This window comes from Amycolatopsis sp. lyj-84 (genome assembly GCF_046549075.1).
Classification (GTDB): Bacteria; Actinomycetota; Actinomycetes; order Mycobacteriales; family Pseudonocardiaceae; genus Amycolatopsis.
This window is the reverse complement of sequence record NZ_JAJPWO010000008.1, coordinates 1-23,392: the sequence shown is the minus strand read 5'-3', so window position 1 is coordinate 23,392 and position 23,392 is coordinate 1. Positions and strand designations below refer to the sequence as shown.

Sequence of the window (23,392 nt, the reverse complement as noted above, 5' to 3'; positions counted from 1 at the left end):
CCCCCACCGTACCGTGATCACGGCCGGATTCGCGAGAGTTCGAAAGCGATACGTCCCTCTCGGGAGTTACGGGCACGTCGGGTAGTCGATGCCCGGTTCCGGATAGTGAGAAGTCGGCTCCACCGGGCTCGGCTCGTCCTCCGACGACTCGTCCGGTTGCGTCCCGGTGCCGCCGTCAGGGGTGCCCGTCACCGGCGAAGTGGACCCTTCCGGGTCTGGCGCCGCCTCCGTCGTGTCCGGATCCGAAGGCGTCGTGGAGTCCCGTGGCGTCGTTGTCGGGTTCAGCGACTCCTCGGTCGGGTTGAGCGTCTCGGACGGCGGGATGTCGTCCCGCTTCGAGGTGGTCTGGTTCGTGCCGGTCTCCGGCGGGACCTCGTTCCGCGGCGAGGTCTCCTGCGACGGGACCAGACCGGGCTGTGGCTGAGGCTGCGGCTGCGGCCGCGGCCGCTCGAAGTCTCCGCCGCCGAGTTCCTTCCGCGCCGTGCCCGCACCACCGGGCAGGTTCGGCAGGTCGGCCACGCCGAGTTCGGCGCCCGGGCCCAGCCCGGTCGCGACCGGCCCGGAACCCTTGCCGTGGAGCCGGTCTTCGGCGATCCGCTGCGGCGGGATCTCCACCGGCCGATCCTGGGCCGGAGGGGCGACCTGGGCCGGCAGCAACGCCAGCTCCGGCAGCCCGCCACCGGACAAGCCGATCGTGTGCGTGACGTCGGTGCCGAACACGGCCGGACCGGCGACGATCCCGACCGCGCCCGCGGCCGCCGTCGACGCCACCGCCATGCCGACCTTCACCTTCGAGCCGAGCAGAAGCCCCTTCACCGACGCGGCGAAACCGGACAACGCCCCGCTCGCGTGGGCACCGGCCGCGGCAGGCAGCAGGAGGGCCACCACGCCGGCGTGCGCCCGCAGCGAAGAACAGACGTCACGCAGCTCGTCGTGCGTGGCCCGGCAGGACTGGCACCCGATCAGGTGCGCCTTGATCCGGCGAGCCTCGGCCCCGGTGACACTGCCCGCGGTGAACCCGCCGAGCTTCTCCACCACCGCCCGGCACGAATCCGGACCGCGGTTCACCGACAGATGCGCCTGCAGATACGCCGCCCGCAGGCCCTGACGCGCCCGCCGTGCCAACGCCGCCGTCGCGTTCGCGCTCAGCCCGAAATGCGGCGCGACCATCGACGGCTGCTCGCCCTCGACCTCGGTCTGCCACAACACCGAACGCCAGCGCTCCGGCAAACTCGTGAAAGCCGTCGTGATCAGCGAGTGCTCGGCCGTCCGGGCATGCGTGTCCGCGCCCGCCCCGGCCCGGAAGGTCAGCTCGTCGTCGCTCACCGGAACGTCACGGCGCGCGCCATGCCACTCCCACGAGACCCGGCGAGCCACCGTCAGCAGATACGCGCGGACGTAGTCCCGCGGACCGGCACCCCGGCGCAACGCCTGAAGCACCCGGAAGAAGGTCTCGGCCGTGATGTCCTCCGCCTCCGACCGATCGGAGGCCAGACTGCGGGCCAGCCGCCGCACCGCGGCGGCGTGAAGTTCGAAAAGCTCTCCGAAGGCGGCGTCCTCCCCCTCGCGGAGCCGCTGGAGCAATGCCTGCTCGTCGGATTCCGAGGCCGCCTGAAGCGGCACCGTGCCCTGCTCGGTCATCCGGCCAGGCACCTCCTCCCCGAAGGACTCACCATTCGGTCGAATGGGGACACCATACGGAGGTATGCAGCCGTCGTCACCCCTTGTACGCCAGGTGTGACACCGAAGCACCTGTCGGGGTGGGTCAAAACCGCTACAGACGGTCCGTGTATGGTGTGTTCACTGCTTCAAACGAGTGTTGAAGCGTGAAAGTCACATGCGGATGTAGCGCAGCTGGTAGCGCATCACCTTGCCAAGGTGAGGGTCGCGGGTTCGAATCCCGTCATCCGCTCGCAAGTGGGCGCGATGTGTCCAGGGAACGCCTGGACCATGGCTTGCTCGCCATCACTCTCGGGGGCCGAGCCCCCGAACCCCCACGGTGCCTGCACCTCACCTTCTCGGGTGGGTGCCGAGCACGTGGGGTTTCTTGTTTTTCCCTCCTTTTGCTTCGATCCGGTGGTTACTAAGTGCTACAGGTTCAGTGAGCGGAGTCACACGACCGTAGTAATTCGGATTTGTGCATATGTGGGGTGCCGCCCTCGTGCTCAGGAGGCCATGCAGGCGGGCTGCGGGCGCTTCCACAAGGTCACCAGCCGACCGTTCGGTAGGGGCCGCGTCGTGACCGGCGTGAACCCCGAAGCCGTCGCGGCGGACACCATGGACGGCGGGTCCACCTTCGGCTCGAACTCGTTGATCGTGCCCGTCGCAGTGAACAGCAGGCACGTCTTGCTCGCGTCGCCGCTGTTGCTGTTCCGGCGCGAGGTCAGCCAGGCCCGGTAGTCCGGCTCGGTGTTCCCGTCCTCCGTCGGACTGACCTGTGGCAAAGCCACCCCGTAGCCGTACCTGCGCAGCATCTCCAGCTGCAGGGTGTTGGTGTTGAAGAGCCGGTCACGGAACCCGAACGCCGTCGCCCCGCCCAGCGCGTGGTTCTCCTCCACCTGCCCGGCCGCCCACTCCGCGACGGCCTTCCACTCCCGCACCGTCTCCACGCTCACCGGTTCGGTGACCCGGCCACCCGGATCGACGTAGATCTGCGGCGACCCGCGGCCGTCGGTGATCTTGGACGTGCCCAGCACCGGGAGATCCACCGACCAGACGTGCGCGGTCGGCAGCCGCAGGTCCACCAGCGGCACCGACGCCACCAGCCCCACCACCGCGACCGCGAACGGCAAGGCCCGCCGAAGCGAACGATGCGCGCGGTACAGCCCCCAAAGCGCCAGGATCGCCATGGACGGGATCAGCGGCAGGAAGAAGGCCGTCCCCGCGTTCTTCGACGTCAGCACCGCCACGCCGCCTTCCGCGACGAGCAGCGCCGACGGGAACAACGGGGACGCCACCATCGAGCGGAGGGTTTCCTTCACCGGACCGGTCCGGACCTTCGCGACCGCCACGACGATCGCGGCGACCAGCCCGGCGCACAGCAGCACCGTGTGCGGCAGCCCGTGGTCGAAGATCAACAGCTTCAACCGCTGGACCCAGGCACCGGGATTGAAGACGCCCGCCTGCTCCCCGAACTCCACGGACTGCTTCCCGTAGCCGAAACCCGTGAGGTACTGGAAGACCCGCACGCCGTTGGGCACCAGCCAGATCGCCGCGACACCGGCACCCACGACCGCCGCCAGCGCGAACCACTTCAACCGCTTCATCCGGTCGTGCGGGACGGCCGCCTGGATCAGCGCGGCCAGCACCAGCCCGGGCACGAACGCGACGGCCATCGTCCTCGACAGCGGCATCAGCCCGACGAAAATCCCGAAGAGCACGACGAACTTCGGTTTCGACAGCCCCTCGGAACGGACCAGGAAGTAGATCGCCGCGGTCGTCATGACCGCCGCGGGAAGCGCGAAGTGGTAGGCGCGGGCCTCGAAGATGACGCCGGGGGCGGTGGCGATCAGCGCGGTGGCGATCCAGGCGAGCGGACGGCCCGCGACCCTGTCGGCCACGGCGTACGTGAGCAGGATCAACGCCACCCCGGCCAGCAGCGGGACGACGAACGCGGCGACCGTGCCCGTCCCGGTGGCGAAGAAGTGCAGTGAGGTCAGCGCCGGAAGCAGGGGCGCCTGGATACCCGGGGCCTCGACGGCTTCGACCCAGCCGGTCACTCCGTCCCGGAGCGCGGCGCCGTGATTGTTCAAGGCCATGCCGAAGTAGCCGGCCTCGTCGATGTCGAACACCTGGCCGTCGCGGTAGAGAACGATCCACCGGAAATTGACGGCCAGCCAAGCGAGCGCCACCCCGAGCAGGACCCATGTGTTCACCTGGACGCGGCGAATCCCCCTGGTCAAGACCATGGTCGAGAATCTAGCCGCGCGGGCGGGCCCGCCGGATCTCGGGCGCTTCGTTCAGATCTCGTAGCCGTCGATCACGGTGGGCGCGACCGGGGACAGATGGTCGTCGCCGCGTTCGGTGACCAGGCCGCGGGCCATCCGGTACACCTTGAATTCGTTGTCGTGCGCGGGGTCCTGGTCGTCCCAGACGTGCAGGAGACCGTAGGAGCCGGGCGCGAGGTCGCCGACGCGGGTGAACAGGTCCACCAGCTCCGGCGCGATGGCCGTGCCGTGCTTGTCCATCCCGCCCAGATGCAGCACCGGCACCCCGGCGGCCCAGCGCAGGTCCACCAGATCGCCGTCGTCGAAATCGCGGACGGCGCGGTGCACCCGTTCGACGATGCGCTCGAGCAGCGCCGCGTCATCGTCGCCGGAAGGGCTCGCTTGGATGGTCACCCACCCGTGATATTCGAACACCTGCCTGAGTTTAGGCAGGTCCGCCCGCCGGACGGCGGTCAGCCCGCCATCGCGGCCGGCGCGCCGTCACGTCGCAGCGCGTTCTTGAAGACCCTTTCGCCGTGCTGCTCGAAAGCGGGCACGAGCTTCTCGCCGTAGACGCACAAGGTCCGTTCCCAGGGATGCCCGAGCGTGCCGAAGCGGAAGTCGTTCGCCAGGAACATGTGATAGTCGGTGCGCGGGAACACCGGGACCGGCCACGGGTCGAGCGCGGCGTGCCGATGGGGGTAGAAGCGGTACGACTGGTGCTGCCAGTGCAGCACCCACACCCACTCGTCCTCGGCGACGCAGTCCTTCAGTGCCGAGAGCGCGACACGGGCGACGTCGTTCTGCTCGACGGCGTACGGGCCGAGCCGGAATTCGGCCGACGAACGGTCCAGTCCCCCGGGCGCGAGATCCCACGCGACCGAGGGAGCGGGCTCACGGAAGCCCGGCCACGCGTGCGCGTAGGTACTCGGCCAGAACGCGAGCTTGTCGTAGACCCAGTACCAAGCCGGCTCATCTGTGACCCTGGAGACGGCTTCCCAAGCGTTGTTCACGAGCGACCCTCGGTGGTTCGGCCGATTAAGACTGGGAAAGCTTCGTGTTCAAGGCTCAAGTTGTCCAGCTCGTGGGCAGACTCCGTGCAACTGTCACCTGATCAGGTGTCTTGCGCCGCCGCCGGAACCGTGAGAATGACGGTGCGTGAACGGCGAGCCCACCGAATGCGGGCTCGCCGTCGCTCGATCACGCGGCCGCCTCCCAAAGGCTCATGAAGGCCGAGGCCTCACTCCGTACCCACGGCCGCACCTTGTCGCGGTCTCGCGGCGACAACGCGAACTCCTTCGACCGCCGGACGTCGATCACCAGCGGGCGCCCGCCCGGCCGCAGCTCGTCCATGGTCTGCTCCAGCAGCCACAGCACCAGCTGCGCCGCGTCCCGGCTCAACGGCTCCTCCTTGAAGTAGAGCCAGGTCACGTGGACCGGGCCGTCGCCCTTGCGCAGGCCGAGGTGCGGATTGATGCCCACCTCGAGCGTGCCGAGCCGCCACCGGGACCGGCCGACCTCGGCCAGCCGCAGGTCACGGCGCCCCAGGTAGCGCAGCCAGCCGTTGGCGATTTCGGTGTAGTGCGGCCGCGTGCGCTCGTCCGCGTTCTCGACGAGGGCGCGCATGACCTCGCGATCCCGCCCGGAAATCCGTCCGGCACGGATCGCGTTCGCGGCGCGGAGGTAGAAGTTGAACCCGCCCCGGGCCGGGTCCTCGTACTGACGGCGCCAGCGCCGGACGAAGGAGGAACGCGAGGGACCCGAGCTCGTGCTGTACCCCACGAACGTGGGCAGGGTGATGTAGGCCATCCGTGTCTGCCTTTCGCCGCTGTTCCTGCTGTACAACGACCATTTTAGAACACATGTACGACAGAAACCGGCGCCTTACGGGTGACGCGGGCCAGGAGGCCAGGGACCTTCGAGCAGCTCGGCCGATTCCTCGAGGATCGGCACTTCGCAGACGTCCCTCGGGGTGAGATCGGTCGGGATCCAGTTGTCGAGCATCGCCGACCAGCGGGTGATCCCCCGCAGCGACGACGGGGAGCCGAGCAGCTCACCGACCTCGCTGACCAGCGCGCCACCGGCCGCGGGCGAGAGGTCGCCCTTGACCATCGCGGTGAGCCAGCCATGGATCAGCAGCCAGCGGGCGGCCGTCGGATCGGCGGGCAGTTCGAGGCCGAGTTCGTCGACTACCTGACAGAACGCCTTGTCGACAGCGTCTTCGGCCGAGGACTCGAGGCCGGCGAGCAAGGCAAGAGAAGGGGCGTCGAGTCCGGCGACGATCGCGTCCAGCCCGGCCTCGACCAGGTGGGACGTGCGGACGTCACGTCCGGCGAGCCTGCCGATGGCCAGCTCGCGCAGCGCGCCGCGACACGCGTCGATTTCCGTCACCGGGCACTTCCCACGTCAGCCACCGTACCGGCGGGACCGGTCCGCCGCCTCTGACCTGCCGAAAGAGGGCTGAAGGGGACTTTCCCCGCATCTCACGCGACGAAGGGCGCTTTCCCCGCATGACATGCGGGGAAAGCGCCCTTCACCCAGCGCATGATCCGTGCTGGACCGGGTCGTGAATGGACGCAAGAATGTGGAAAGACCACATCAACCACCCATAAGGGTGCATGCAAGACTGGCTGCCCACACCCGGCGGCAGGGGGGCCAAATGAGCTGGCAAGACGAGCTTCGACAGCTGGACGTCGAGCTGGCCGCGGGTCGCATCGGGCACGCCGAACACCGCAGGAAGCGCGACGAGCTCCTGGCCGAAGCCTCCGGCGGGACGATGCCGTCGCCGGTCCCCTCGCCGCTGCGACGTCCGGGCGGGGCATGGCACAGCACCAATCCCGCCGCCCGGCCGGTCGAGATGCCCACCGTCACGGTCCCGGAGCCCCAGCCGTACCAACAGCCCCAGCAGGCCTACGCGCCTCCTCCGCCGCCGCCGGAACAGCGCACTCAGCCTTTCGACACCGAGAAGCCCCGGCCGCGCGAAAAGAAGCCCGTCCCCCGGATCGCGGACCACAAGACGACCGCGCCCTCCCCCGCCGACATCAATCCGACGGTGTACCTGCGCGCCGAGCCACCTCCGATCAGGGACAAGCCGTCAACCCGTCAGCTGAACCGGCCGCTCCCGCCGCTGGCCCCCGAACCCGGTCCGCGGCACCACGCTCCAGCCGAGGACTACGCGGTCGTCGGCAAGCGCAAGCCGACTTGGCTGTTCATCGGCGCCGGCGTGCTGGTCGTGCTGGCGCTGATCATCGGCGGAACGCTGTGGCTGGGTTCGTCGCCGTCCTCGAACGTCGCCGAGCGGCCGCCGTCGCCGAGCATCGCCCAGCCGCCGGACGGGCTCACGCCGTCGGGCCAGCCCAACAGCGCCCAGACGCCGTTGGAAGACCGGCTGCCCGCGCTGCCGGGAACGCCGTCGAAGGACAACTCGACGATGTCGGTCGCGAAGGGCGTCGAGCTCAATCTCTACTCGAGGGCCGCGGGCGATTACCTCGCGTCCAAGAACGTCGCATCGATCACCCACAAGGGCTCGAACGAGGGTACGAACGGTTACCTCGTCCTGGTGATCCCGGCGAACGACGCGAAGGACGCCGCCGCGATCGTCAAGTACTTCCGGGAGAACTCGATCAACGCCGGACTGCGCGAGCAGCGCGTCGGCGACCGGCTCGCCCTCGTCGGCGCGAACAAGAACGGCCAGCTCAGCGGCATCGGTTACGTCTCCGGGACGATGGCCGTGACGACCTGGGTCTCGCAGCCGCTCGGCGGCGACCCGAAGGCGCTCGACACCCGGCTGGAGCAGACTCTGACCTCCTTGGACACCGTTCTCCCGGCGAGCTGAGAAGCGCGGGTCGCGGGGAGATCACGATTCGACCCGCGAGGGCGGACCTAGTCCGGGCAGTGCAGAATGTGCGAGGTCACCGCAGTGGTGGTATCGCGAAGGCCGGGAGCGGGGCTCCCGCCGGAATCGGATAAGGGGGCCGGTGGTGTCCTGGCAGGAAGAGCTGCGCAATCTGGACGAGGAGCTCGCATCGGGACGGCTCTCCGCGGACGATTACCGGCTCCGCCGTGACCAGGTGCTGTCCTCAGCGGTCGCGTACGGCGACCCGGCCCAGCAGCAGGTCCAGCAGCCCGGCCAGCAGCCCGGCCAGCAGCCGCAGCAGCCCTTCCAGCAGCAGCCGCCTCCCGCCGCTCCGCAGCAGCAGGCGCCGCAGCAGTCCGGCCAGCAGGCCAGCGCCGACTCGACCCAGATCATCGCGCCGGTGAACCAGCCCCCGCAGAGCGGTGAGGGCGAGCGCACCCAGGTCGTCTCGAACTGGCAGCAACAGCAGGCCGATCCGAACCGCACCCAGGTCGTGCCGCCGATGGCGTCCCCCGCGGGCGGTTTCCCGCAACAGGGGCATGCGTCCCCGGCGGGCGGCTTCCCCCAGCAGGGCCAGGCCTCGCCCGCGGGCGGCTTCCCCCAGCAACAGCAACAGCACCAGCACGGCTACCAGCAGCAACAGCCGCAGCAGCAGGGTTGGACCGACACCGACGCCAGCCCGCCGTGGGGTGGTTCGGACTTCCCGCCGATCTCGCCGGTCGGCAGCACGGAGTGGGTCAAGCAGGGCCCCGAGCTGTTCGAAGACAAGCCCAAGGGCAAGGGCGGCAAGATCGCGATCATCGCGATCGTCGCCGTCCTGGTGCTCGCCGGTCTGGGCGTCGGCGGCTACTTCGCCTTCAAGGGCGGCGGTGACGAGCCGGCGGATCCGACGGCCCAGCCGCAGCCGACCCAGTCGCAGAACGCGCCTCCGACGTCGTCGGCCAAACCGAAGACGCCCGAAGAGCTGCTGTTCGAGAAGATCCCGGAGCAGTCCGGTGAGGAAGACTCGAAGAGCGGCGCGATCCCCGCGACCCAGCTCACCGAGCTCGCCGGCCTGGAGAAGGGCGAGGCCGACCTCGTCATCGCCGCGGGCGTGAAGCAGGTCGCGTACCGGGGCTCGCAGAAGCAGCCGGACGAGACCGGGCCGCAGCCGGCGAAGATCTCGGTCACGGTCATCCCGCTGACCAGCCCCGGCGCCGCCAGTGACCTGGTCAAGCAGCTGCGCCAGTACCAGACGGGCAACGGCTTCGTGCAGATCACCGAGCCGCTGCCGGGCATGCCGCCGAAGCTGAACTTCCAGAAGAAGATCGGCAGCGACAAGGGCGCCTACCGCGGCACCTGGATCAGCGGCAACAACATCGTCCGGGTGGACATCCTGCAGAACCCGCTCGGCGGGGAAGACGGTGAGAAGGCGTTGAGCGGCACGTACCAGCGTGCGGTGAAGAAGACGCTGGAAAACTACGCCGTCACCAGCTAATCGATGACCGCCGAGAAGGCACGGCTGCTCACGACTCTGCTCTCCCTCGCCGGGGACACCGGTTCGCTGTCCGACGAGCTGCACTTCGCGGGCTGGGATGCCACCGAGAGCGTCGCGCTCGACCACGGCACCGCGAACGTCCTCCGGGCGCTCGTGCTGCCGAAAGCGGCGAGGGTCCTCGAAGTCGGTGCCGGTTTCGGCGGTCTGACGCGGTATCTGGGCGAGGTCTCGGAGAGCGTGCACGCCGTCGAGGCCGACCCGGTCCGCGCCGCCGCGGTGCGGTTCCGCACCCGCGATCTCGGCACCGTGACGGTGTCCGACCGGCTGGTCACCGAGACCTACGACTTCGCCGTCGTCCAGCAGCCCTACGCGACGCGGAACCTGCTGGACTGGGTTCGCGAGCGACTGTCGCCGACCGGCGCCGTCGTGGTGCTGACGTCTTCGCGTGGTGTCACCGGGACGCTCGCGGCGGCGGGTCTCGAAGTGCAGCGTGAGCTGCTTTGTTCTCCAGGTCACGAGGTCGCCCGCGCGGTTCGCGGCGCGCAGATCGACGCCGAACTGCCCCGCCTGTCGGCCGCGATCAGCGGCGGTCCCGCGAACGGCCTCGCCCTGCTGTGCGGCCCCGGCGCCGCTTCGCTCTGGCCCGCGTACCGGCTCGCGACCTACTTCAACACCGCCGAGCGCGCGGCGTTCGCCTGCACGCGCGCCGACGTCGTGCGCACCGGGGAGGGCGCCGAAGTCCGCCGCACGCCGCTCGTCCCGTCGCCGCCGGTCGCCGGGATCTCGGTCGGACCGTGCACGGACAAGGTGCACGACGCCCCGACGATGGTCGAGGTGCTGCTCGACGAGCCGGAGCGTGTCGCGGAACTGCTCACCGGCTGGCGGGATCTCGTGCGCGCGGAGGCCGCGCGCGGGGTCGAGGCGCTGTGGGATCTGGTGCCGCACAACGTGCTCGTCGACGGCGCGACGCTGCGCCCGATCGACCTCGAATGGCGGAACGCGGGCGCCGGAGTGGCCGAAGTGGTCGAGCGCGGAGTGCTCGTGCTGGCCGACAAACTCGCCGACGCGGGCTGGTCCGCGGCGGCGGACGACGGCTCGATGCGCGACCTGGCCTGCTGGCTCGGAGTGCTGATCGGCCTCCATCCCTCCTTTGTGGACGGTGCGACGGCGCGTGAGGTCGACTTCTCGGTGATCGGCTCGAGCGGCACCGTCCACGGCACGCACGAGGTGCGTGAGGCCATCGCCGAGATTTGGCGAAAGCGCCTCCAACGGAGGCCCCACGGGTACCGTTCAACCGACGTCGGCGCCGGTGTGGCGGCGAACGAAGACGAGGTAGCGAAGCGATGACGAGCCTGCATACCGCCGGCATCCTGACCCCGGACCGGCCGGTCGGGCACCTGTTCGAGCTCCGGGGCTGGACGACCGGGATCAGCCGGATCGACGAGATGTCCGTGACCATCGCGGACGTCGAGGCGAACCTGTTCCCCGAGCCGTGCCCGGGCGCGCCCGAAGGCACTTTCGGCTGGCGTGCCGTCCCGGCCACCTGGGTTCCCGCGGGCACCCAGGACATCGTCGTCGCCGGCCCGGACGAACGCGTGCTGAACCAGGCGACCGTCCACGTCGGAACGCTGCCGGGTGAAGAACCGCTGTGGCTGGGCGAACTCGAAGCGCCGAAGCAGGGCAAGGTCGCCGAAGGACACGTCGTCTACGTGACCGGGTGGGCCATGTTGCAGGGCCGCGCGCCGAGCTTGATCGAGGTCATGGTCGAAGGCGGCGGCACGGTCAGCGCGCGCACCCGCCTGCCGCGCAAGGACGTGCCCAAGGAATTCCCCGGCTTCGACGACGCCGCTGTCAGCGGGTTCGAGGCTTGGGTGCCCGTCGACCTCCCGTACGGCGAAGAGCGGACGCTGTCGCTTCGCGTCCGGTACCGCACCGAAGGCGTCGGCGAGGTCGTGTCGGCGAAGCGCACCTTCACGCTTCGCAACCCCGTCGCGGACCCGGACGACGCCGAGCTTTCCGACGAACTCGCCGGTGACACCGCCCGCGCGATGGCACGCGTGAGCATCCCGACGGATCCGAAGCACGTGCTGGTGTTCACGCACAGCCTCGGCGTCGGCGGCGGGCAGCTGTGGCTGCAGGAACTGCTGAGCCGGATGGTGACCGACCACGGCTGGCAGGTCAGCCTGGTCAGCGAAACCGACGGCCCGCTGCGCGCGGACTGCCACGAACTCGGCATCCCCGTCCATGTCACGACGCACTACCGGAACCAGACCGTCCCGGCCTACGAAGGTCACGTCGCCGAGCTGGCGCGCTTCGCGAAGTGCTCCGGAGCGGGCGTCGCGCTCGTCAACACGCTCGGCGGCTTCGTCGGCGCGGACGCGGCGAAGCGCGCCGGAATGCCGACGGCGTGGGTCATCCACGAGAGCTTCTCGCTGCCCGCGTTCGCGTACCAGAACTGGGGCCCGGTGAAGCCGCCCGCCGCGGTTTGGCAGCGCTGGGAAAGCACGCTCGCCGAGGTCGACAGGCTGCTGTTCGTCGCGGACGCGACGCGCGAGATGTTCCTCCCGTACAGCAAGCCGGAACGCTGCCGGACCGTCCGCTACGGCACGCCGATGCACAAGTTCGGCGGCCGGACGCGGTCGGAGACACGGCGGCAGGCGCGGAACATGCTCGGCTACTCGCCGGACGACATCGTGCTGGTCAACATCGGCATCGCGGAATCCCGCAAGGGACAGGCGCCGCTGATCTCGGCGATGGAACGGATCCACAAGGTCCACCCCGAGGCGAAGCTGTCCGTCGTCGGCCTGCACCCGTCGCCGTACGGGCTGGCGATGGAGGAATCGGTCGAGCGCGCCGGGCTGGAGAAGTCGGTCAGCCTGGTGCCGATCCAGCCGGATCCGCTGCGCTGGCTGCAGGCCGCGGACATCTTCGTGAACAGCTCCGACATCGAGTCGCTGCCGCGTTCGATCCTCGAAGCCGTCTGCTGCGGCGTCCCGGTCGCGGCGACCGACGTGTTCGGCGCGCGGGAGATGATCGTCGACGGCGAGACGGGCTGGTTGTTCGAGACCAACGACGTCGACGCGCTGACAGCGGCGTTGCTGCGCGCGCTGGGCACTTCGGCCACGCGCCGCCGCGAGATGGCCAAGGCCGCGCACGAGAAGCTGCTGCCGTGGCTCGACCCGGCGGGCTACGCGCGCGAGTACTCCGAAATCCTGACCGAACTGAGTGGGGGCGTTCATGTCTGACACCGACATTCCCGGCCGTGTCCAGGCCGAGCTGACCCGCCTCCGGGCCGAGCGGCAGGTTTTCACCGCCGAACAGGACCGGCTGAAGGCGAAGCTGGCCGACACCGAGCACGAGCTGCGCGAAGCCACCGCCGCCGCCGCCGCGCCGAACGAGTCCGCCGAGGCGAACCAGGCTGTGTTGAATCAAGAGCTGGCTTCGCAGCGAGAAGAACTCGACGTCGCCAAGGCGCGTCTGCAGGCGCTCGAAGCCGAAGTCCTGCTCGCCCACCAGCAGCGTGACTCGCTGCGCGCGGAGTTGAAGACCTGCCGCGAGGAGCGGGACAAGCTGCGGCTCGCGCTGCTCGACGCCGAACTCGTGGTCTCGGCGGGTGTCGTCGACGCGGACATCCTGCCCGGTGGCGAGCCGTCGGCCGACCGGCAGCGCCTGCTCAACGCCGAACGTCTCGCCGCCGAGATGGCCCGCGAGCTCGACGCCACGCGCCGCACCGTCAGCTGGCGGGTCACCGCGCCGCTGCGGGTCGTGCGGAAGAAGATGGACCGGCCGTGACCGAACTCTGCTTCGTCTCCGCCGAGGGCGGTTCCGCCTTCATGGAGGAGCTCCTGGAGGTGGTCGCCGACGCCGTCCGCACGGCGGGCGGCAAGGCGCGGACGGCGGTCGGCAAGTACCCCGAGGCCGGCGGCGACACCGTGTACGTCGTCGTCCCGCACGAGTACTTCGTGACCGCCCCGGACGCCGACTTCCCGACCGCCGACCAGTGCCGTCGCACCATCGGGTTCTGCGTGGAGCATCCCGGCACCGCGACCTTCGAGCGCAACGCCGAACTGCTCTCCATCCTGGGCGGCGCCGTCGACATCAACCAGGATTCGACCGCCGAACTGCGGCGGCGCGGGATCACCGTCGAGCATTTCCAGCTCGGCTACAGCCCGCTTTGGGACCTGTGGGGCGGCGATCTCGACCGTCCGCGCGACCTCGACGTCACCTACCTCGGCACGGCCGAGCGGCGGCGTTCGGTGCTGCTCGGCTCGTACGCGCGGGACCTCGCCGGGCTGCGGACGCGGCTGCTGACCCCGCCGCACGAGCCGATGACCGCCGCCCGCGTCGACTTCCTGCCGGGCAAGGCGAAGTTCGAGCATCTCGCGCGGTCGCGGTTCCTGCTGAACCTGCACCGTGAGCAGAAGCAGACCCTGGAGTGGGTGCGGACGCTCGAAGCGATGACCAACGGCTGCGTGGTGGTCAGCGAGACCTCCTCCGAGGTCGAGCCGCTGGTCCCCGGCGAGCACCTGGTGCTGGCCAGGCCCGAGGCGCTGGGCTCGGTCGTCGCCGCGCTGGCCGACGAGCCCGAACGGGAACGGCACCTGCGTTCGGCCGCCTACGGTTTCGTGAAGTCGCTGGACATGACGGCGTCCGCGCGGCGGCTGATCGACCTGGCGTCTTCGCTGGGTTCGACGCCGGCCGCGGACCTCGCCCCGGCGCGGGCCCTCGCGACGAGCCTGCGGAACCCGGAGAACGCGCTTGCCGTCGACACGCCGTCGTTCGACGCGCGGTTCGCGGGTGACCGGTCCGCTGGTGGCCCGGCCTCGGCCCGCGGGACGGCGTTGTCGGCCCGGATCGCACAGCGCGCGGCGGGGGCCCGGCGGGTCGCCACCCGGCGCTGGGAGTCCGCGGCGGCCTCGCCGTCGGGCTCCGCCGACGTCGACGTGCTGATCGTGCGCCGGACCGGCGAAGTCGACCCGGACGATCTGGCGAACGACCTCCTCACGGGCAGCGTGCGGCCCCGGAAGGTGCTCGTCGGCGAGGACGGCGTGCACCCGTGGCCGCGGCCGCGCCCGTACGACACGCTGCTGCACGACACCCCGCTCGGCCGCGGGCTCACCCGGAACTCCCTGCTGGAGCGCTCGACGGCGTCGTGGCTGCTGGTGCTCGACGGCGGGATGCGGGCCTCGGAGTTCCTGCTGGAGCGTTTGCTGGCCGCTTCGGCGGACGCCGACGTCGTGCACTGCCCGGTCGCGGATCCGGTGGACGGCCTGGTCGGCGCGCTGCCGCCGGAGGAGCGGCGCCTGCGGACGCTGCCGTACCTCGGCAGCGGATATCTGGTGCGGCGGTCGCTGGTCGACGAGCTCGGCGGGTGGAACTCCGAGGTGCTGTTCGAGGGCCTGGAGGATCACCTGTTCTGGCGGCGGGTGGCCGCCGCGTCGCGGCCGACGACGCTGGTGCAGCAGGTCTTGCTGCGGCGGCTGCGGCCGGATCCGGACTCGCGGCCGATGGACCTCGACCCGCATCGGGTTTGGGCGGCCGTCGACAGCGCGCTTTAGCCCACCTCGCGTGCAATGAAAGGCCCGTTACTTGCAAATTTTGCAAGTAACGGGCCTTTCATTGCACTGGGGGTGGGCGCGGCGTTAGCCCGTAAGTGTGAGTTAGGCCGTGTCGGTGAACGTCCTCCCCCGGTGATGCGCCTTATAGGCAGAGCATCGGAAGCCTTCGGATGCCGGACGAGGAGGAGCCACATGGCCTGGGAAATCGCCCTGGTCGCCGCGCTGGCCGTCGTGTTCGTCATCAGGCTCGCGCTGCAGCTGAAGCGCGGCTGACCTAGTCCGATCACTGTCTTGCGCACCCCGCGGCGCAATGAATGAGGTGAACGGGACTTTCCTCGAGGATCACCCGGTGAAAGTCCCGTTTCACCCCATCGCCACCCGTCTTCCGAGGCGCATCTGCGGAATCCGCCGCGGCCGTGCGGCGCGGGCCGGAGAAAGCGGAGGGCCGTCCTCGCGCAAGCGCTTCTTCACGTGGATCGTCTTGTACCCCGTGCTCAGGTAGCCCTCGTTCTTCAGTTTCGCCATCTCGGCGTTGACCGACGCCGGCGAAGCACCGATCGCGGAGGCGATGTCCGTGTGATTCAGGCCGACGTCGATGACGACGCCGCTTTCGCCGGGGACCCCGTAGAGCGCCTGCAACCGGGTCAGGAACGCGGTCAACCGGCACCGGACCTTGGCCGTCGCGAAACCCAGGGCGACGTTCCGCAGCCGCAGCCGGACGGCCAGGTCCAAGGCGATCAAGGCCATCGCCTGCTTGTCGTCGTCGAGAAAGCCGTGGAACGCGTTCTGCGGGACCTCCAGCACGCGGACCGGTTTCGTGGCGACGAACGAGAGGTGACTCGACCGTCTGGCCAGGCAGTCCTCGACGCCGAGGACGTCGCCGGCGCCGAGCAGGTCCACGATCATCGGCGACGTGCCGCCCTGGGCCGCACGGATCGCCTTCACGAAACCGGAGCGCAGGATCAGCACCGGGGGCGCCGGATCGCCTTGGTTGAGCAGCGTCGTACCCGTCGCGTAGTCCACGTGCTTGCCGAGTTCGAGCAGCCGCTGCCGCTGCCGTTCGGTGACCGCCGCCAGGAAATCCCCGCCCATCAGCCCACCACCGCCGCGAACGCGTAGAGGATCGCCGGGAGCCCGGCCACGAGCGCCGCGACCGCCCCGATGACCTTCGCCGGCTGAGCGACCTTTCCCGCGAGCAGGAGCCGGGTGAGGATCGCGGCGAAAACGATGTAGGCGAGAACGACGACGCCCGCGGTGACCACGAGAAGCGGATCAGGAGTATTTGTCGTCAATAGTGACTCCCAGTGAGAGAAGAAAAGTGAATCTGGTTCTTGCCCGGCTGGGTGAGAATCACATCAGGTAGGTGACACCGCCGCTCTGCCGTTCCGCCGAAGACTAGTGCTCAGCGGCATTACGAGAAAGCAACCGGACCTCCGCGAAACCCGTCCAGGGAGCCTCCGAAAGGCCATTTCGCGACGGAAAGTGACCGCCATTCCGTGCGGCGACTCGAGAAAAAATCACGCACCGTACACGAAGGCAGAGGGAGTTCCGACGTGATATCACCGGATTCGTCAGGAAATCAGCACAAGCAGTACGTGCGTATGATTTCGAATCGCCCACCGAAACGCGGCAGCCGCCAGATCGGTACCCTGGTGGAGACGAAGATACGGCGAGAATGACAGCCTGGCCGATCTTCCCTCTTACTCCGCCCGGGACGTGCATCTGCACGTGCAATTCCTTGAATTAACTGAGCGTCAGCATTACGACATGCTTGACGACTCCCCGTGATCGCGAGGGTTTTTTCGGCAATCTCAGCTTTTTGGGGGAATCCGCCCGGTCCGGATAACGCGGTGGGGATTAACGATCAACCCTGGCGAGGGCTGACCAGCCCGGATTCGTAGGCCAGCACCACCAGCTGCGCCCGGTCCCGCGCCCCGATCTTGGTCATGATGCGGCTGACGTGCGTGCGCGCGGTGGCCGTCGAGATCACCAGATGCGCGGCGATCTCGTCGTTCGACATGCCGCCCGCGACCAGGCCGAGGACCTCGCGTTCGCGGTCGGTGATCTCCCGGACGGCGCTCACGTCGATCCGGCGGTTCTCCGGCCGGTCGACGAACTCCGCGATCAGCCGCCGGGTCACGGTCGGCGCCAGCAGCGCCTCCCCCGCGGCGATCACCTTCAGCGCCCGCAGCAGCTCCACCGGATCGGTGTCCTTCAGCAGGAACCCGCTCGCGCCGGCACGCAAGGCCTCGTAGACGTACTCGTCGACGTCGAACGTGGTCAGGACCAGGACTTTCACTCCGGTCAGCTCGGAATTCGCGGTGATCCGTCTCGTCGCTTCGAGCCCGTCGACGCCGGGCATCCGGATGTCCATCACGACGATGTCCGGCCGGTGCTCGACGGCGGCCGCGACGGCCTGGTCACCGTCACCGGCCTCGGCACAGACCTCGAAGCCGTCTTCGGTCTCCAGCAACACCCGGAAACCGGCGCGCACGAGCACCTGATCGTCCGCGAGGACCACTCGGATCATCGTTCCCCCTCGATCGGTAGTTCCACGCGAACCTGGAACCCGCCGTCCACCACGGACGTCGTGAGCGCGCCGCCCAGCGCGGCCGCCCGTTCGGACATCCCGCGCAGCCCGTGGCCGGGCGCGGGTTCGACGGCGCCACGGCCATCGTCGCGGACGAGCAGCGTCAGCGCACCGGTTTTCCGCTCGAACCGGACGTCGACGCCCCGAGCCTGGTTCGCGTGGCGGACCACGTTCGTCAGCGATTCCTGCAGGATCCGGTACGCGGCACCGTCGACCGGCGCGGGCAGCTCGCCCGGTTCGCCGTCGACGCGCACCTCCAGCCCGGCGGCCCGCGCGTGCTCGAACAGCTCGTCGGCCTGGGCGAGGCTCGGCGCGGGCGCCTTGTCCTCCCCGGAACGCAGCACGGCCAACGTCGCGCGAAGGTCCTTCAGCGCCGAAGCACTCGCTTCCTTGATGTTCAGCAGCGCCTCTTTCGCCTGCTCGGGACGCCTGTCGGCGACATGTGCGGCGACCCCCGCCTGGACGTTGATCATCGCGAGGCTGTGCGCCACGACGTCGTGCACTTCGCGGGCGATGGTGAGCCGCTCCTGCTCGGCCATCCGGTGCCGGTGCTCGTCGGCCTGCTCGCGGCGGGCCCGCGCGGCGGCCAGCCCGTTGCGCACCGCCGTCCCGATCCCGACGACCGCGATCACCCAGACCAGCCCCAGCCCGGCCCTCATGTCGAAGGCGCCGAACCCGTGCCGGACGAACAACACGACACCGGCGACCGCGAGCAGCGATCCGCCGGTGATCCCGGCGACCAGCGGGCCGCGGATCTTGGTGAGCACGAACAACGCGATCGTCGGCAGCACGATCGTCGGCCCGCCCGGATTGCCGGACGCGTAGTAGCCCAGCGTCAGCGCGGAGGTGAGCAGGAAGATCGTCATCGGGAAGCGGTGGACGACCAGCAGCGGCACCGCGGTGGCGACCAGCCAGAGCACTCCGGCCGTGGTCAGCGACGGCGCGTCCGGCTGCCAGCGGGAGGCGCTGCTCGTGGCACCGAGGACGAACCCCAGCGGCAGCACCACGCGCAGCACGCGGCCCACCCAGGGGCTCCACGGAAACCGTTCTTTCAGCAGCACAGGACGAAAGCTACCCGGGGTGGAGGGGTATCGCGTCCGTTGGAAAGCGGCTTCCCGGCTACGCCGCGTGCGGTAGCCGCCGCAGGACCGACGTCATCATCAGCACCCCGCCGATCACCTGGACGACCAGCACCGACGCGTGCGCGGCGGATCCCATCGTGAAAGCGCTGAACAGGCCCCACGCTCCTGTGCCCGCCATCGCCCCGGCCCCGGTCCACACCAGGATCAGCCTCGGCCAGAACCGTCCTCGCGACACGGTCGCCAGGGCGATCACGGCCAGCACCCCGAGCACGGCGATCACCACGTCCTGGCCGCGGGCCGACAGGCCGCCGGAGCCGAACGCCCAGCTTCCGTGGCCGACCACGGAAACGAGCGCCGCGGCGATACCGAGTCCGCCCGTCACGCCGATCGTCCCCGGCCGGACGGTGCCGGTGACGACGAACCACCAGCGGTCGCGGGCGTAGAGCACGAACGCGGTCAGCAGCAGCACTCCCTGCCAGGCGAATCCGCCGTAGACGACGGCCCAGACCCAGTTCTCCAGCGGCATCTCGGTCAGCTGGGTCTTCGTCAGGTCGGTGACGATCACCGGAAGGTTCAGCACGATCGGCGCGAGCAGCCCCGTGCCGATCCAGATCGGGAAGAGCACGAGCGGCGCGGGGATCCGGCGGCCCCAGGAGTAGGTGAACGCCAGCGCGAGCACCACCGCGACGACGTCCATCCCGCCGGTGAGCAAGTTGGCGAAGAGCATCAGCTTCGAATCCACAAAGGACGGATCACGGAGGCCGAGGCTGCCGCCCGTGACCCAGGATGCCTTGAGGGTCAGGTACGGAAGCGTGCCGAGGATCGCCGCGTAGCAGACGATCAGGCGGGCACTGGAGATCTTGGGGGTGTCGACTGCTGCGGTCATGCTGTCAGCGTCGGCGTTCACGCCGCGGAAAAACTCCCTCGCGAGCCTGGTCCGCCTCCCTCCTCAGAAGGAAGTGGGCAGTTTCGCCGCGGTTTCCTCGTCCGCCGGGGTCAGCGTCGCCAGGGAGATCTCGGATCGCCGTCCGAGGTACAGGTACGAGAATTCGAACCGCAGCAGGCCCGCCTCCGGGTGCAGATACCGCTTGAGCACGATCCGCTCGGTGGAGACGTCGTGCTCCCTCCACATCCGCTCGAAGACGTCGGACTCCTGCCGCAGCCGCTTGACCAGGTTCTTCCACGCCGGTTCGGCGAGGTGCTCGGCCATCGCCGCCCGGAAACCGGCGACCACGCGGGGCAGGTTGGTCTCCCAATCCGGGAGCCTCCGCCGCCATTCGGGGTTGGTGAGGCACTGGATCAGGGTGTTGCGGTCCTCGAACGGGATCGCGTCGACGTCACCCATCAGCCAGTCGTAGGACCGGTTGTAGGCGAGGATGTCGCAGCGCGCGTTGCGCACGCAGACCGGGAACGGCTCCAGTTTCTCCATCATCCGGTAGACGTTCTGGCTGAGGATCTTGCAGTCCTTCTCCAGCGGCGGTTCGGGCGCGCCGGCGAGGGTGAACAGGTGCGTGTGCTCGTGCGGGTCGAGCCGCAGCGTGCGGGAGATCGCCTCCAGCACCTGCTCGGACGCGTTGATGTCGCGCCCCTGCTCGAGCCACGTGTACCAGGTGACCCCGACCCCGGCCAGCTGCGCGACCTCCTCGCGGCGCAGCCCCGGCGTGCGGCGCCTGCCGCTGATCGGCAGGCCGACCTGGTCCGGGGTGATGCGCTCGCGGCGGCTGCGCAGGAACGCGGCCAGTTCGTGTCGCCGTACGTCGGCCACCTGCGAATCGACGGTCATGGTCACCTCATCAGGTTCGCAAAGCTCGAAGCCGGTTACCAGGTAGTGGTAATACCAGGATAAACACACTCCTGGTACCAGGGTGGGAATCGGCTGATCGTAGTACTCATGACTTCGACGCAAGTTCCGGCGACGCTCACCCGCGTCGCCGCCGGACCGGCCCTGACCTCGGCGGGCCTGGTCACCGTGCTGCTGGGGGCGGCACTTCCACTCATCGACTTCTTCATCGTCAACATCGCCCTGCCCGCGATCGGTACCGATCTGCGTACCTCGTCGGCCACCTTGGAACTGGTGATCGCGGCCTACGGGATCGCGTACGCCGTGCTGCTCGTCGTCGGCGGACGGCTCGGTGACGCCTTCGGCCGTCGCAAACTGTTCCTGATCGGGCTGGCCGCGTTCACCGTCACTTCCCTGCTCTGCGGGATCGCCCCGACGGCGTTGACGCTGGTGCTGGCGCGGGCCGCGCAGGGGGCGGCGGCCGCGCTGATGCTGCCGCAGGTGCTGTCGATCATCCAAGCGACCACGACCGGCGAACGCAGGTCCAAGGCGCTGGGTCTCTACGGCGCCACCGCGGGGCTTTCGATGGTGCTCGGGCAGTTCCTCGGCGGGGCACTGGTCGCCGCCGATCTCTGGGGTACGGGCTGGCGGCCGATCTTCCTGGTCAACGTGCCCGTGGGGATCGCCGGTCTGCTGATCGCGCGGCGCCTGATCCCGGAAAGCCGTTCGAGCGACCCGATCGGCATCGACCGCTCCGGCACCGTTCTCCTGGCGATCGCCCTGGTCTCGCTGCTGCTCCCGCTGGCGGAAGGGCCGGTGCTGAACTGGCCACTGTGGACGATCGTGTTGCTCGTGGTCTTCCCGTTCGCCGCGGCGGGCTTCGTCCACGTCGAACGCCGGATGGAACGCCAGGGCGGTGTTCCGCTGCTGCCGCCGTCGGTGATGCGGATGCCGAGTGTGCGGCAGGGATTGCTGGTCGGGATGCCGTTCTTCGTCGGCTTCAGCGCGTTCATGTTCGTGTTCGCGGTGACGCTGCAGGACGGCCTGCACCTCGGCCCGTTCGGCTCGGGGCTGGTGACGGCGCCGCTTTCGCTGGCGTTCTTCGCGATGTGCCTGGTCAGCAGCCGCCTGGTGACCAGGTTCGGGCAGCGGGTCGTGTCCGTCGGCCTGTCGATCCAGTTGCTCGGGCTGCTGGTGCTGATCGGCACCGTGCTGCTGGAGTGGCCGGATCTGGGGGTGCTCGATTTCGCGCCCGGGATGCTGCTGTGTGGTCTCGGTCAGGGGCTCGCGATGACGACGGTGTTCCGGATCGTGCTGTCGAAGGTGCCACCGGAGATCGCCGGGGTCGGCAGCGGGATGCTGACGACGTCGCAGCAGGCGGCGATGGCGCTGGGGGTGGCGACGCTGGGAACGTTGTTCGCGGCCGTTTCGGCGGGGTCGCTCGGGATGAAGGGCGCGTTCACGCTGGTCATCGGGATTCAGGCGGCGCTGACGATCGGGGTGATCACGGTGGCGCGGCGACTGCCGGACCCCCGGGTTTAGAAAGTTCGGTTTCACCCGTCGGAGAAGTGGCTCCCCGAGCGACGATGGGGATGTGACGGAACCACGGGTGCGGCGGGACCCGGCCTTCGCACTGCTGTCGCTGTACGAGACGGCGTTGCCGGAGGTCTACGGGTACCTGCTGTCCCGGTGCGGGAATCGCACCCTCGCCGAGGAGTTGACGTCCGAGACGTTCCTGGGCGCGGTGAGGGCCTGTCGCAAGGAAGACGCGCCGGCGGTGAGCACCGGGTGGCTGATCGGCGTCGCCCGGCACAAGCTCGCCGATCACTGGCGGCGCCGGGAACGCGAAGAACGCGGGCTGCGGCTCGTCCACGAGGAAGAGGACCACACCGATCCGTGGGACGAGCGGCTGGACGCGCTCCTGGCGCGCGAAGTGCTCGCGTCGCTCGGAGCGCATCATCAAGCCGCACTGACGCTTCGCTACGTCGACGGTCTCCCGGTACCGGAGGTCGCCGCCCATCTCGAGCGCACGGTGCACGCCACGGAGGCGTTGCTCGTGCGGGCCCGTGCCGCGTTCCGGCGTGCCTACCAGGAGAAGGAGGGTCGCGATGCCTGATCCGTTCGACGCGCTTCGCGCGCCCTCGCAGCCTGTCGATCCCGACCCGCTCTTCGCCGCCGAACTGCGTGACAACCTGCGTCGCGCCGTCCTGAACGGAGCCGAAATGACCGAAACACTGGCGAAACCACGCTCCCTGACCCCGTATCTGGTGGTGACCGATGCCCGCGCCGCGCTCGACTTCTATGTCGACGTGTTCGGCGCTCAGCGACGGGCCGACCCGATCGTGATGGAAGACGGCCGGGTCGGGCACGCGGAATTGGCCATCGGGGACAGCGTGCTGATGCTCGCGGACGAGTTCCCCGAACTGGGCAATGTCGTGGCGCCGTCGGGCGGCACGCTGATCCGGATCGAGGTCCCGGACGTCCGCGCGTCGGCGCGGCGGGCCGTGGAACTGGGTGGGGAACTGGAACGTCCGGTCGCGGACGAGGGCCACGGGCTGAGCGGGGCGATCAAGGACCCGTACGGCCAGCGGTGGCTTGTCGCTCAGGCGGCACCTTCTTCATCGAGCGCGAAGCCGGTCCGGCACGGCGAAGCGGGCTACTTCACCTTCCAGGTCCCGGACGACGGACGCGCGAAGGCGTTCTACGGCGCCGTTCTGGGCTGGCAGTTCTCGCCCGGACGGGTCGAAGGCGGTTGGGGCGTCGAGGGTTCCGGCCTGCAGGGCGGGCTCTGGGGCGGCCCGGGACGGCAGGTGGGCTGGAAGGTCATGTACGCCGTCGACGATCTCGCCGCAGCCCTCGACCGCGTCCGCGCCCAGGGCGGCCAAGCGGGCGAAACCGAACAGCAGCCCTACGGCCTGAGCGCCGACTGCGTCGACGACCAGGGCATCGAATTCTGGCTCTGGGAACAGCCGCGCTCTTGAGGTCACCACCCCAGCCCCCCCGTTACCTTTTTCGTGGCTCCTGGTTGAGGGGCTCGTGGTCGCCAGGCCCGGCATGACTTAGTCCCCCAGTCGTACCCATGATCCGGGGGGTGGTGTCACCGGGTTTGGTGGCATCGAGGGA

21 protein-coding genes and 1 tRNA gene are annotated in these 23,392 nt (G+C 69.4%); 10 read left to right on the top strand and 12 right to left on the bottom strand.

Annotated elements, in window-relative coordinates:
• Positions 1–66: 66 nt before the first annotated feature.
• Positions 67–1,641 (bottom strand): sigma-70 family RNA polymerase sigma factor, encoded by a 1,575-nt coding sequence (locus ACLJRM_RS23875; protein ID WP_410664343.1) that lies wholly within the window; start codon positions 1,639–1,641, stop codon positions 67–69.
• Positions 1,642–1,839: 198 nt separating this feature from the next.
• On the opposite strand from ACLJRM_RS23875, the gene ACLJRM_RS23870 reads away from it, so the two are divergent.
• A tRNA-Gly gene (locus tag ACLJRM_RS23870) sits at positions 1,840–1,912 on the top strand.
• Positions 1,913–2,165: 253 nt separating this feature from the next.
• Here the strand turns inward: ACLJRM_RS23870 and ACLJRM_RS23865 are convergent.
• The 5 genes from ACLJRM_RS23865 to ACLJRM_RS23845 all read right to left on the bottom strand — a co-directional run bounded on the left by ACLJRM_RS23865 (position 2,166) and on the right by ACLJRM_RS23845 (position 6,317).
• Positions 2,166–3,908, bottom strand: a complete 1,743-nt coding sequence (locus ACLJRM_RS23865) for an ArnT family glycosyltransferase (RefSeq protein WP_410664342.1) — start codon at positions 3,906–3,908, stop codon at positions 2,166–2,168.
• Positions 3,909–3,959: 51 nt separating this feature from the next.
• Positions 3,960–4,361 (bottom strand): immunity 7 family protein, encoded by a 402-nt coding sequence (locus ACLJRM_RS23860; RefSeq protein WP_101611687.1) that lies wholly within the window; start codon positions 4,359–4,361, stop codon positions 3,960–3,962.
• Between the two features lie 38 nt (positions 4,362–4,399).
• Positions 4,400–4,939, bottom strand: coding sequence for a DUF2716 domain-containing protein (locus ACLJRM_RS23855; RefSeq protein ID WP_101611686.1), 540 nt, complete (start codon positions 4,937–4,939; stop codon positions 4,400–4,402).
• 187 nt (positions 4,940–5,126) lie between these two features.
• Positions 5,127–5,735, bottom strand: a complete 609-nt coding sequence (locus tag ACLJRM_RS23850; RefSeq protein WP_101611685.1) for a hypothetical protein — start codon at positions 5,733–5,735, stop codon at positions 5,127–5,129.
• 75 nt (positions 5,736–5,810) lie between these two features.
• Positions 5,811–6,317, bottom strand: coding sequence for a hypothetical protein (locus ACLJRM_RS23845; protein WP_410664341.1), 507 nt, complete (start codon positions 6,315–6,317; stop codon positions 5,811–5,813).
• Positions 6,318–6,585: 268 nt separating this feature from the next.
• Between ACLJRM_RS23845 and ACLJRM_RS23840 the strand changes: the two genes are divergently transcribed.
• The 6 genes from ACLJRM_RS23840 to ACLJRM_RS23815 all read left to right on the top strand — a co-directional run bounded on the left by ACLJRM_RS23840 (position 6,586) and on the right by ACLJRM_RS23815 (position 14,817).
• Positions 6,586–7,761 (top strand): hypothetical protein, encoded by a 1,176-nt coding sequence (locus ACLJRM_RS23840; RefSeq protein ID WP_410664340.1) that lies wholly within the window; start codon positions 6,586–6,588, stop codon positions 7,759–7,761.
• A 142-nt stretch (positions 7,762–7,903) separates the two neighbouring features.
• The gene (fliL, locus tag ACLJRM_RS23835) at positions 7,904–9,259 is read left to right on the top strand and encodes a flagellar basal body-associated protein FliL (protein ID WP_410664339.1); all 1,356 of its coding nucleotides are present in this window, start codon (positions 7,904–7,906) and stop codon (positions 9,257–9,259) included.
• Positions 9,260–9,262: 3 nt separating this feature from the next.
• On the top strand, positions 9,263–10,606 hold the full coding sequence (locus ACLJRM_RS23830) for a methyltransferase (RefSeq protein ID WP_410664338.1): 1,344 nt from the start codon (positions 9,263–9,265) through the stop codon (positions 10,604–10,606).
• Entirely contained in the window at positions 10,603–12,504 is a 1,902-nt protein-coding gene (locus tag ACLJRM_RS23825) for a glycosyltransferase family 4 protein (RefSeq protein WP_101611680.1), read from the top strand. The genes ACLJRM_RS23830 and ACLJRM_RS23825 overlap by 4 nt, the downstream gene beginning before the upstream one ends.
• Complete coding sequence (locus tag ACLJRM_RS23820; protein WP_410664337.1) at positions 12,497–13,051, top strand: hypothetical protein; 555 nt, start codon at positions 12,497–12,499, stop codon at positions 13,049–13,051. Before ACLJRM_RS23825 ends, ACLJRM_RS23820 begins: the two co-directional genes overlap by 8 nt.
• The gene (locus tag ACLJRM_RS23815) at positions 13,048–14,817 is read left to right on the top strand and encodes a glycosyltransferase (RefSeq protein WP_410664336.1); all 1,770 of its coding nucleotides are present in this window, start codon (positions 13,048–13,050) and stop codon (positions 14,815–14,817) included. Before ACLJRM_RS23820 ends, ACLJRM_RS23815 begins: the two co-directional genes overlap by 4 nt.
• Before the next feature lie 363 nt (positions 14,818–15,180).
• Here ACLJRM_RS23815 and ACLJRM_RS23810 read toward each other — a convergent pair whose 3' ends face one another.
• The 6 genes from ACLJRM_RS23810 to ACLJRM_RS23785 all read right to left on the bottom strand — a co-directional run bounded on the left by ACLJRM_RS23810 (position 15,181) and on the right by ACLJRM_RS23785 (position 20,272).
• Complete coding sequence (locus ACLJRM_RS23810) at positions 15,181–15,909, bottom strand: Crp/Fnr family transcriptional regulator (protein WP_101611677.1); 729 nt, start codon at positions 15,907–15,909, stop codon at positions 15,181–15,183.
• Entirely contained in the window at positions 15,909–16,109 is a 201-nt protein-coding gene (locus ACLJRM_RS23805) for a hypothetical protein (RefSeq protein ID WP_146044300.1), read from the bottom strand. Before ACLJRM_RS23805 ends, ACLJRM_RS23810 begins: the two co-directional genes overlap by 1 nt.
• Before the next feature lie 572 nt (positions 16,110–16,681).
• Entirely contained in the window at positions 16,682–17,347 is a 666-nt protein-coding gene (locus ACLJRM_RS23800; RefSeq protein ID WP_410664335.1) for a response regulator, read from the bottom strand.
• Positions 17,344–18,468, bottom strand: a complete 1,125-nt coding sequence (locus tag ACLJRM_RS23795) for a sensor histidine kinase (protein WP_101611675.1) — start codon at positions 18,466–18,468, stop codon at positions 17,344–17,346. Before ACLJRM_RS23795 ends, ACLJRM_RS23800 begins: the two co-directional genes overlap by 4 nt.
• Before the next feature lie 58 nt (positions 18,469–18,526).
• Complete coding sequence (locus tag ACLJRM_RS23790; RefSeq protein ID WP_410664334.1) at positions 18,527–19,375, bottom strand: hypothetical protein; 849 nt, start codon at positions 19,373–19,375, stop codon at positions 18,527–18,529.
• A 63-nt stretch (positions 19,376–19,438) separates the two neighbouring features.
• Positions 19,439–20,272, bottom strand: a complete 834-nt coding sequence (locus ACLJRM_RS23785) for a helix-turn-helix transcriptional regulator (protein WP_101611674.1) — start codon at positions 20,270–20,272, stop codon at positions 19,439–19,441.
• 108 nt (positions 20,273–20,380) lie between these two features.
• Here ACLJRM_RS23785 and ACLJRM_RS23780 point away from each other — a divergent pair, with 108 nt between their 5' ends.
• Genes ACLJRM_RS23780 through ACLJRM_RS23770 form a run of 3 tightly spaced genes read left to right on the top strand, consistent with a single transcriptional unit; the run spans position 20,381 to position 23,250 of the window.
• Positions 20,381–21,811 carry an MFS transporter gene (locus ACLJRM_RS23780; RefSeq protein ID WP_410664333.1) on the top strand — a complete coding sequence of 477 codons (1,431 nt, stop codon included), beginning with the start codon at positions 20,381–20,383 and terminating at the stop codon, positions 21,809–21,811.
• A gap of 52 nt (positions 21,812–21,863) precedes the next feature.
• Positions 21,864–22,385: an RNA polymerase sigma factor gene (locus ACLJRM_RS23775; protein WP_410601645.1), complete on the top strand. Its 522-nt coding sequence runs from the start codon at positions 21,864–21,866 to the stop codon at positions 22,383–22,385.
• Positions 22,378–23,250: a VOC family protein gene (locus ACLJRM_RS23770; RefSeq protein ID WP_410664332.1), complete on the top strand. Its 873-nt coding sequence runs from the start codon at positions 22,378–22,380 to the stop codon at positions 23,248–23,250. The genes ACLJRM_RS23775 and ACLJRM_RS23770 overlap by 8 nt, the downstream gene beginning before the upstream one ends.
• Positions 23,251–23,392: the final 142 nt, after the last annotated feature.

Coding starts and splice junctions, on each gene's coding strand:
- ACLJRM_RS23785 (WP_101611674.1), bottom strand. CDS start 20,272: ATGACCGTCGATTCGCAGGTGGCCGACGTACGGCGACACGAACTGGCC.
- ACLJRM_RS23865 (WP_410664342.1), bottom strand. CDS start 3,908: ATGGTCTTGACCAGGGGGATTCGCCGCGTCCAGGTGAACACATGGGTC.
- ACLJRM_RS23840 (WP_410664340.1), top strand. CDS start 6,586: ATGAGCTGGCAAGACGAGCTTCGACAGCTGGACGTCGAGCTGGCCGCG.
- ACLJRM_RS23770 (WP_410664332.1), top strand. CDS start 22,378: ATGCCTGATCCGTTCGACGCGCTTCGCGCGCCCTCGCAGCCTGTCGAT.
- ACLJRM_RS23800 (WP_410664335.1), bottom strand. CDS start 17,347: ATGATCCGAGTGGTCCTCGCGGACGATCAGGTGCTCGTGCGCGCCGGT.
- ACLJRM_RS23780 (WP_410664333.1), top strand. CDS start 20,381: ATGACTTCGACGCAAGTTCCGGCGACGCTCACCCGCGTCGCCGCCGGA.
- ACLJRM_RS23790 (WP_410664334.1), bottom strand. CDS start 19,375: ATGACCGCAGCAGTCGACACCCCCAAGATCTCCAGTGCCCGCCTGATC.
- ACLJRM_RS23830 (WP_410664338.1), top strand. CDS start 9,263: ATGACCGCCGAGAAGGCACGGCTGCTCACGACTCTGCTCTCCCTCGCC.
- ACLJRM_RS23825 (WP_101611680.1), top strand. CDS start 10,603: ATGACGAGCCTGCATACCGCCGGCATCCTGACCCCGGACCGGCCGGTC.
- ACLJRM_RS23810 (WP_101611677.1), bottom strand. CDS start 15,909: ATGGGCGGGGATTTCCTGGCGGCGGTCACCGAACGGCAGCGGCAGCGG.
- ACLJRM_RS23850 (WP_101611685.1), bottom strand. CDS start 5,735: ATGGCCTACATCACCCTGCCCACGTTCGTGGGGTACAGCACGAGCTCG.
- ACLJRM_RS23820 (WP_410664337.1), top strand. CDS start 12,497: ATGTCTGACACCGACATTCCCGGCCGTGTCCAGGCCGAGCTGACCCGC.
- ACLJRM_RS23875 (WP_410664343.1), bottom strand. CDS start 1,641: ATGACCGAGCAGGGCACGGTGCCGCTTCAGGCGGCCTCGGAATCCGAC.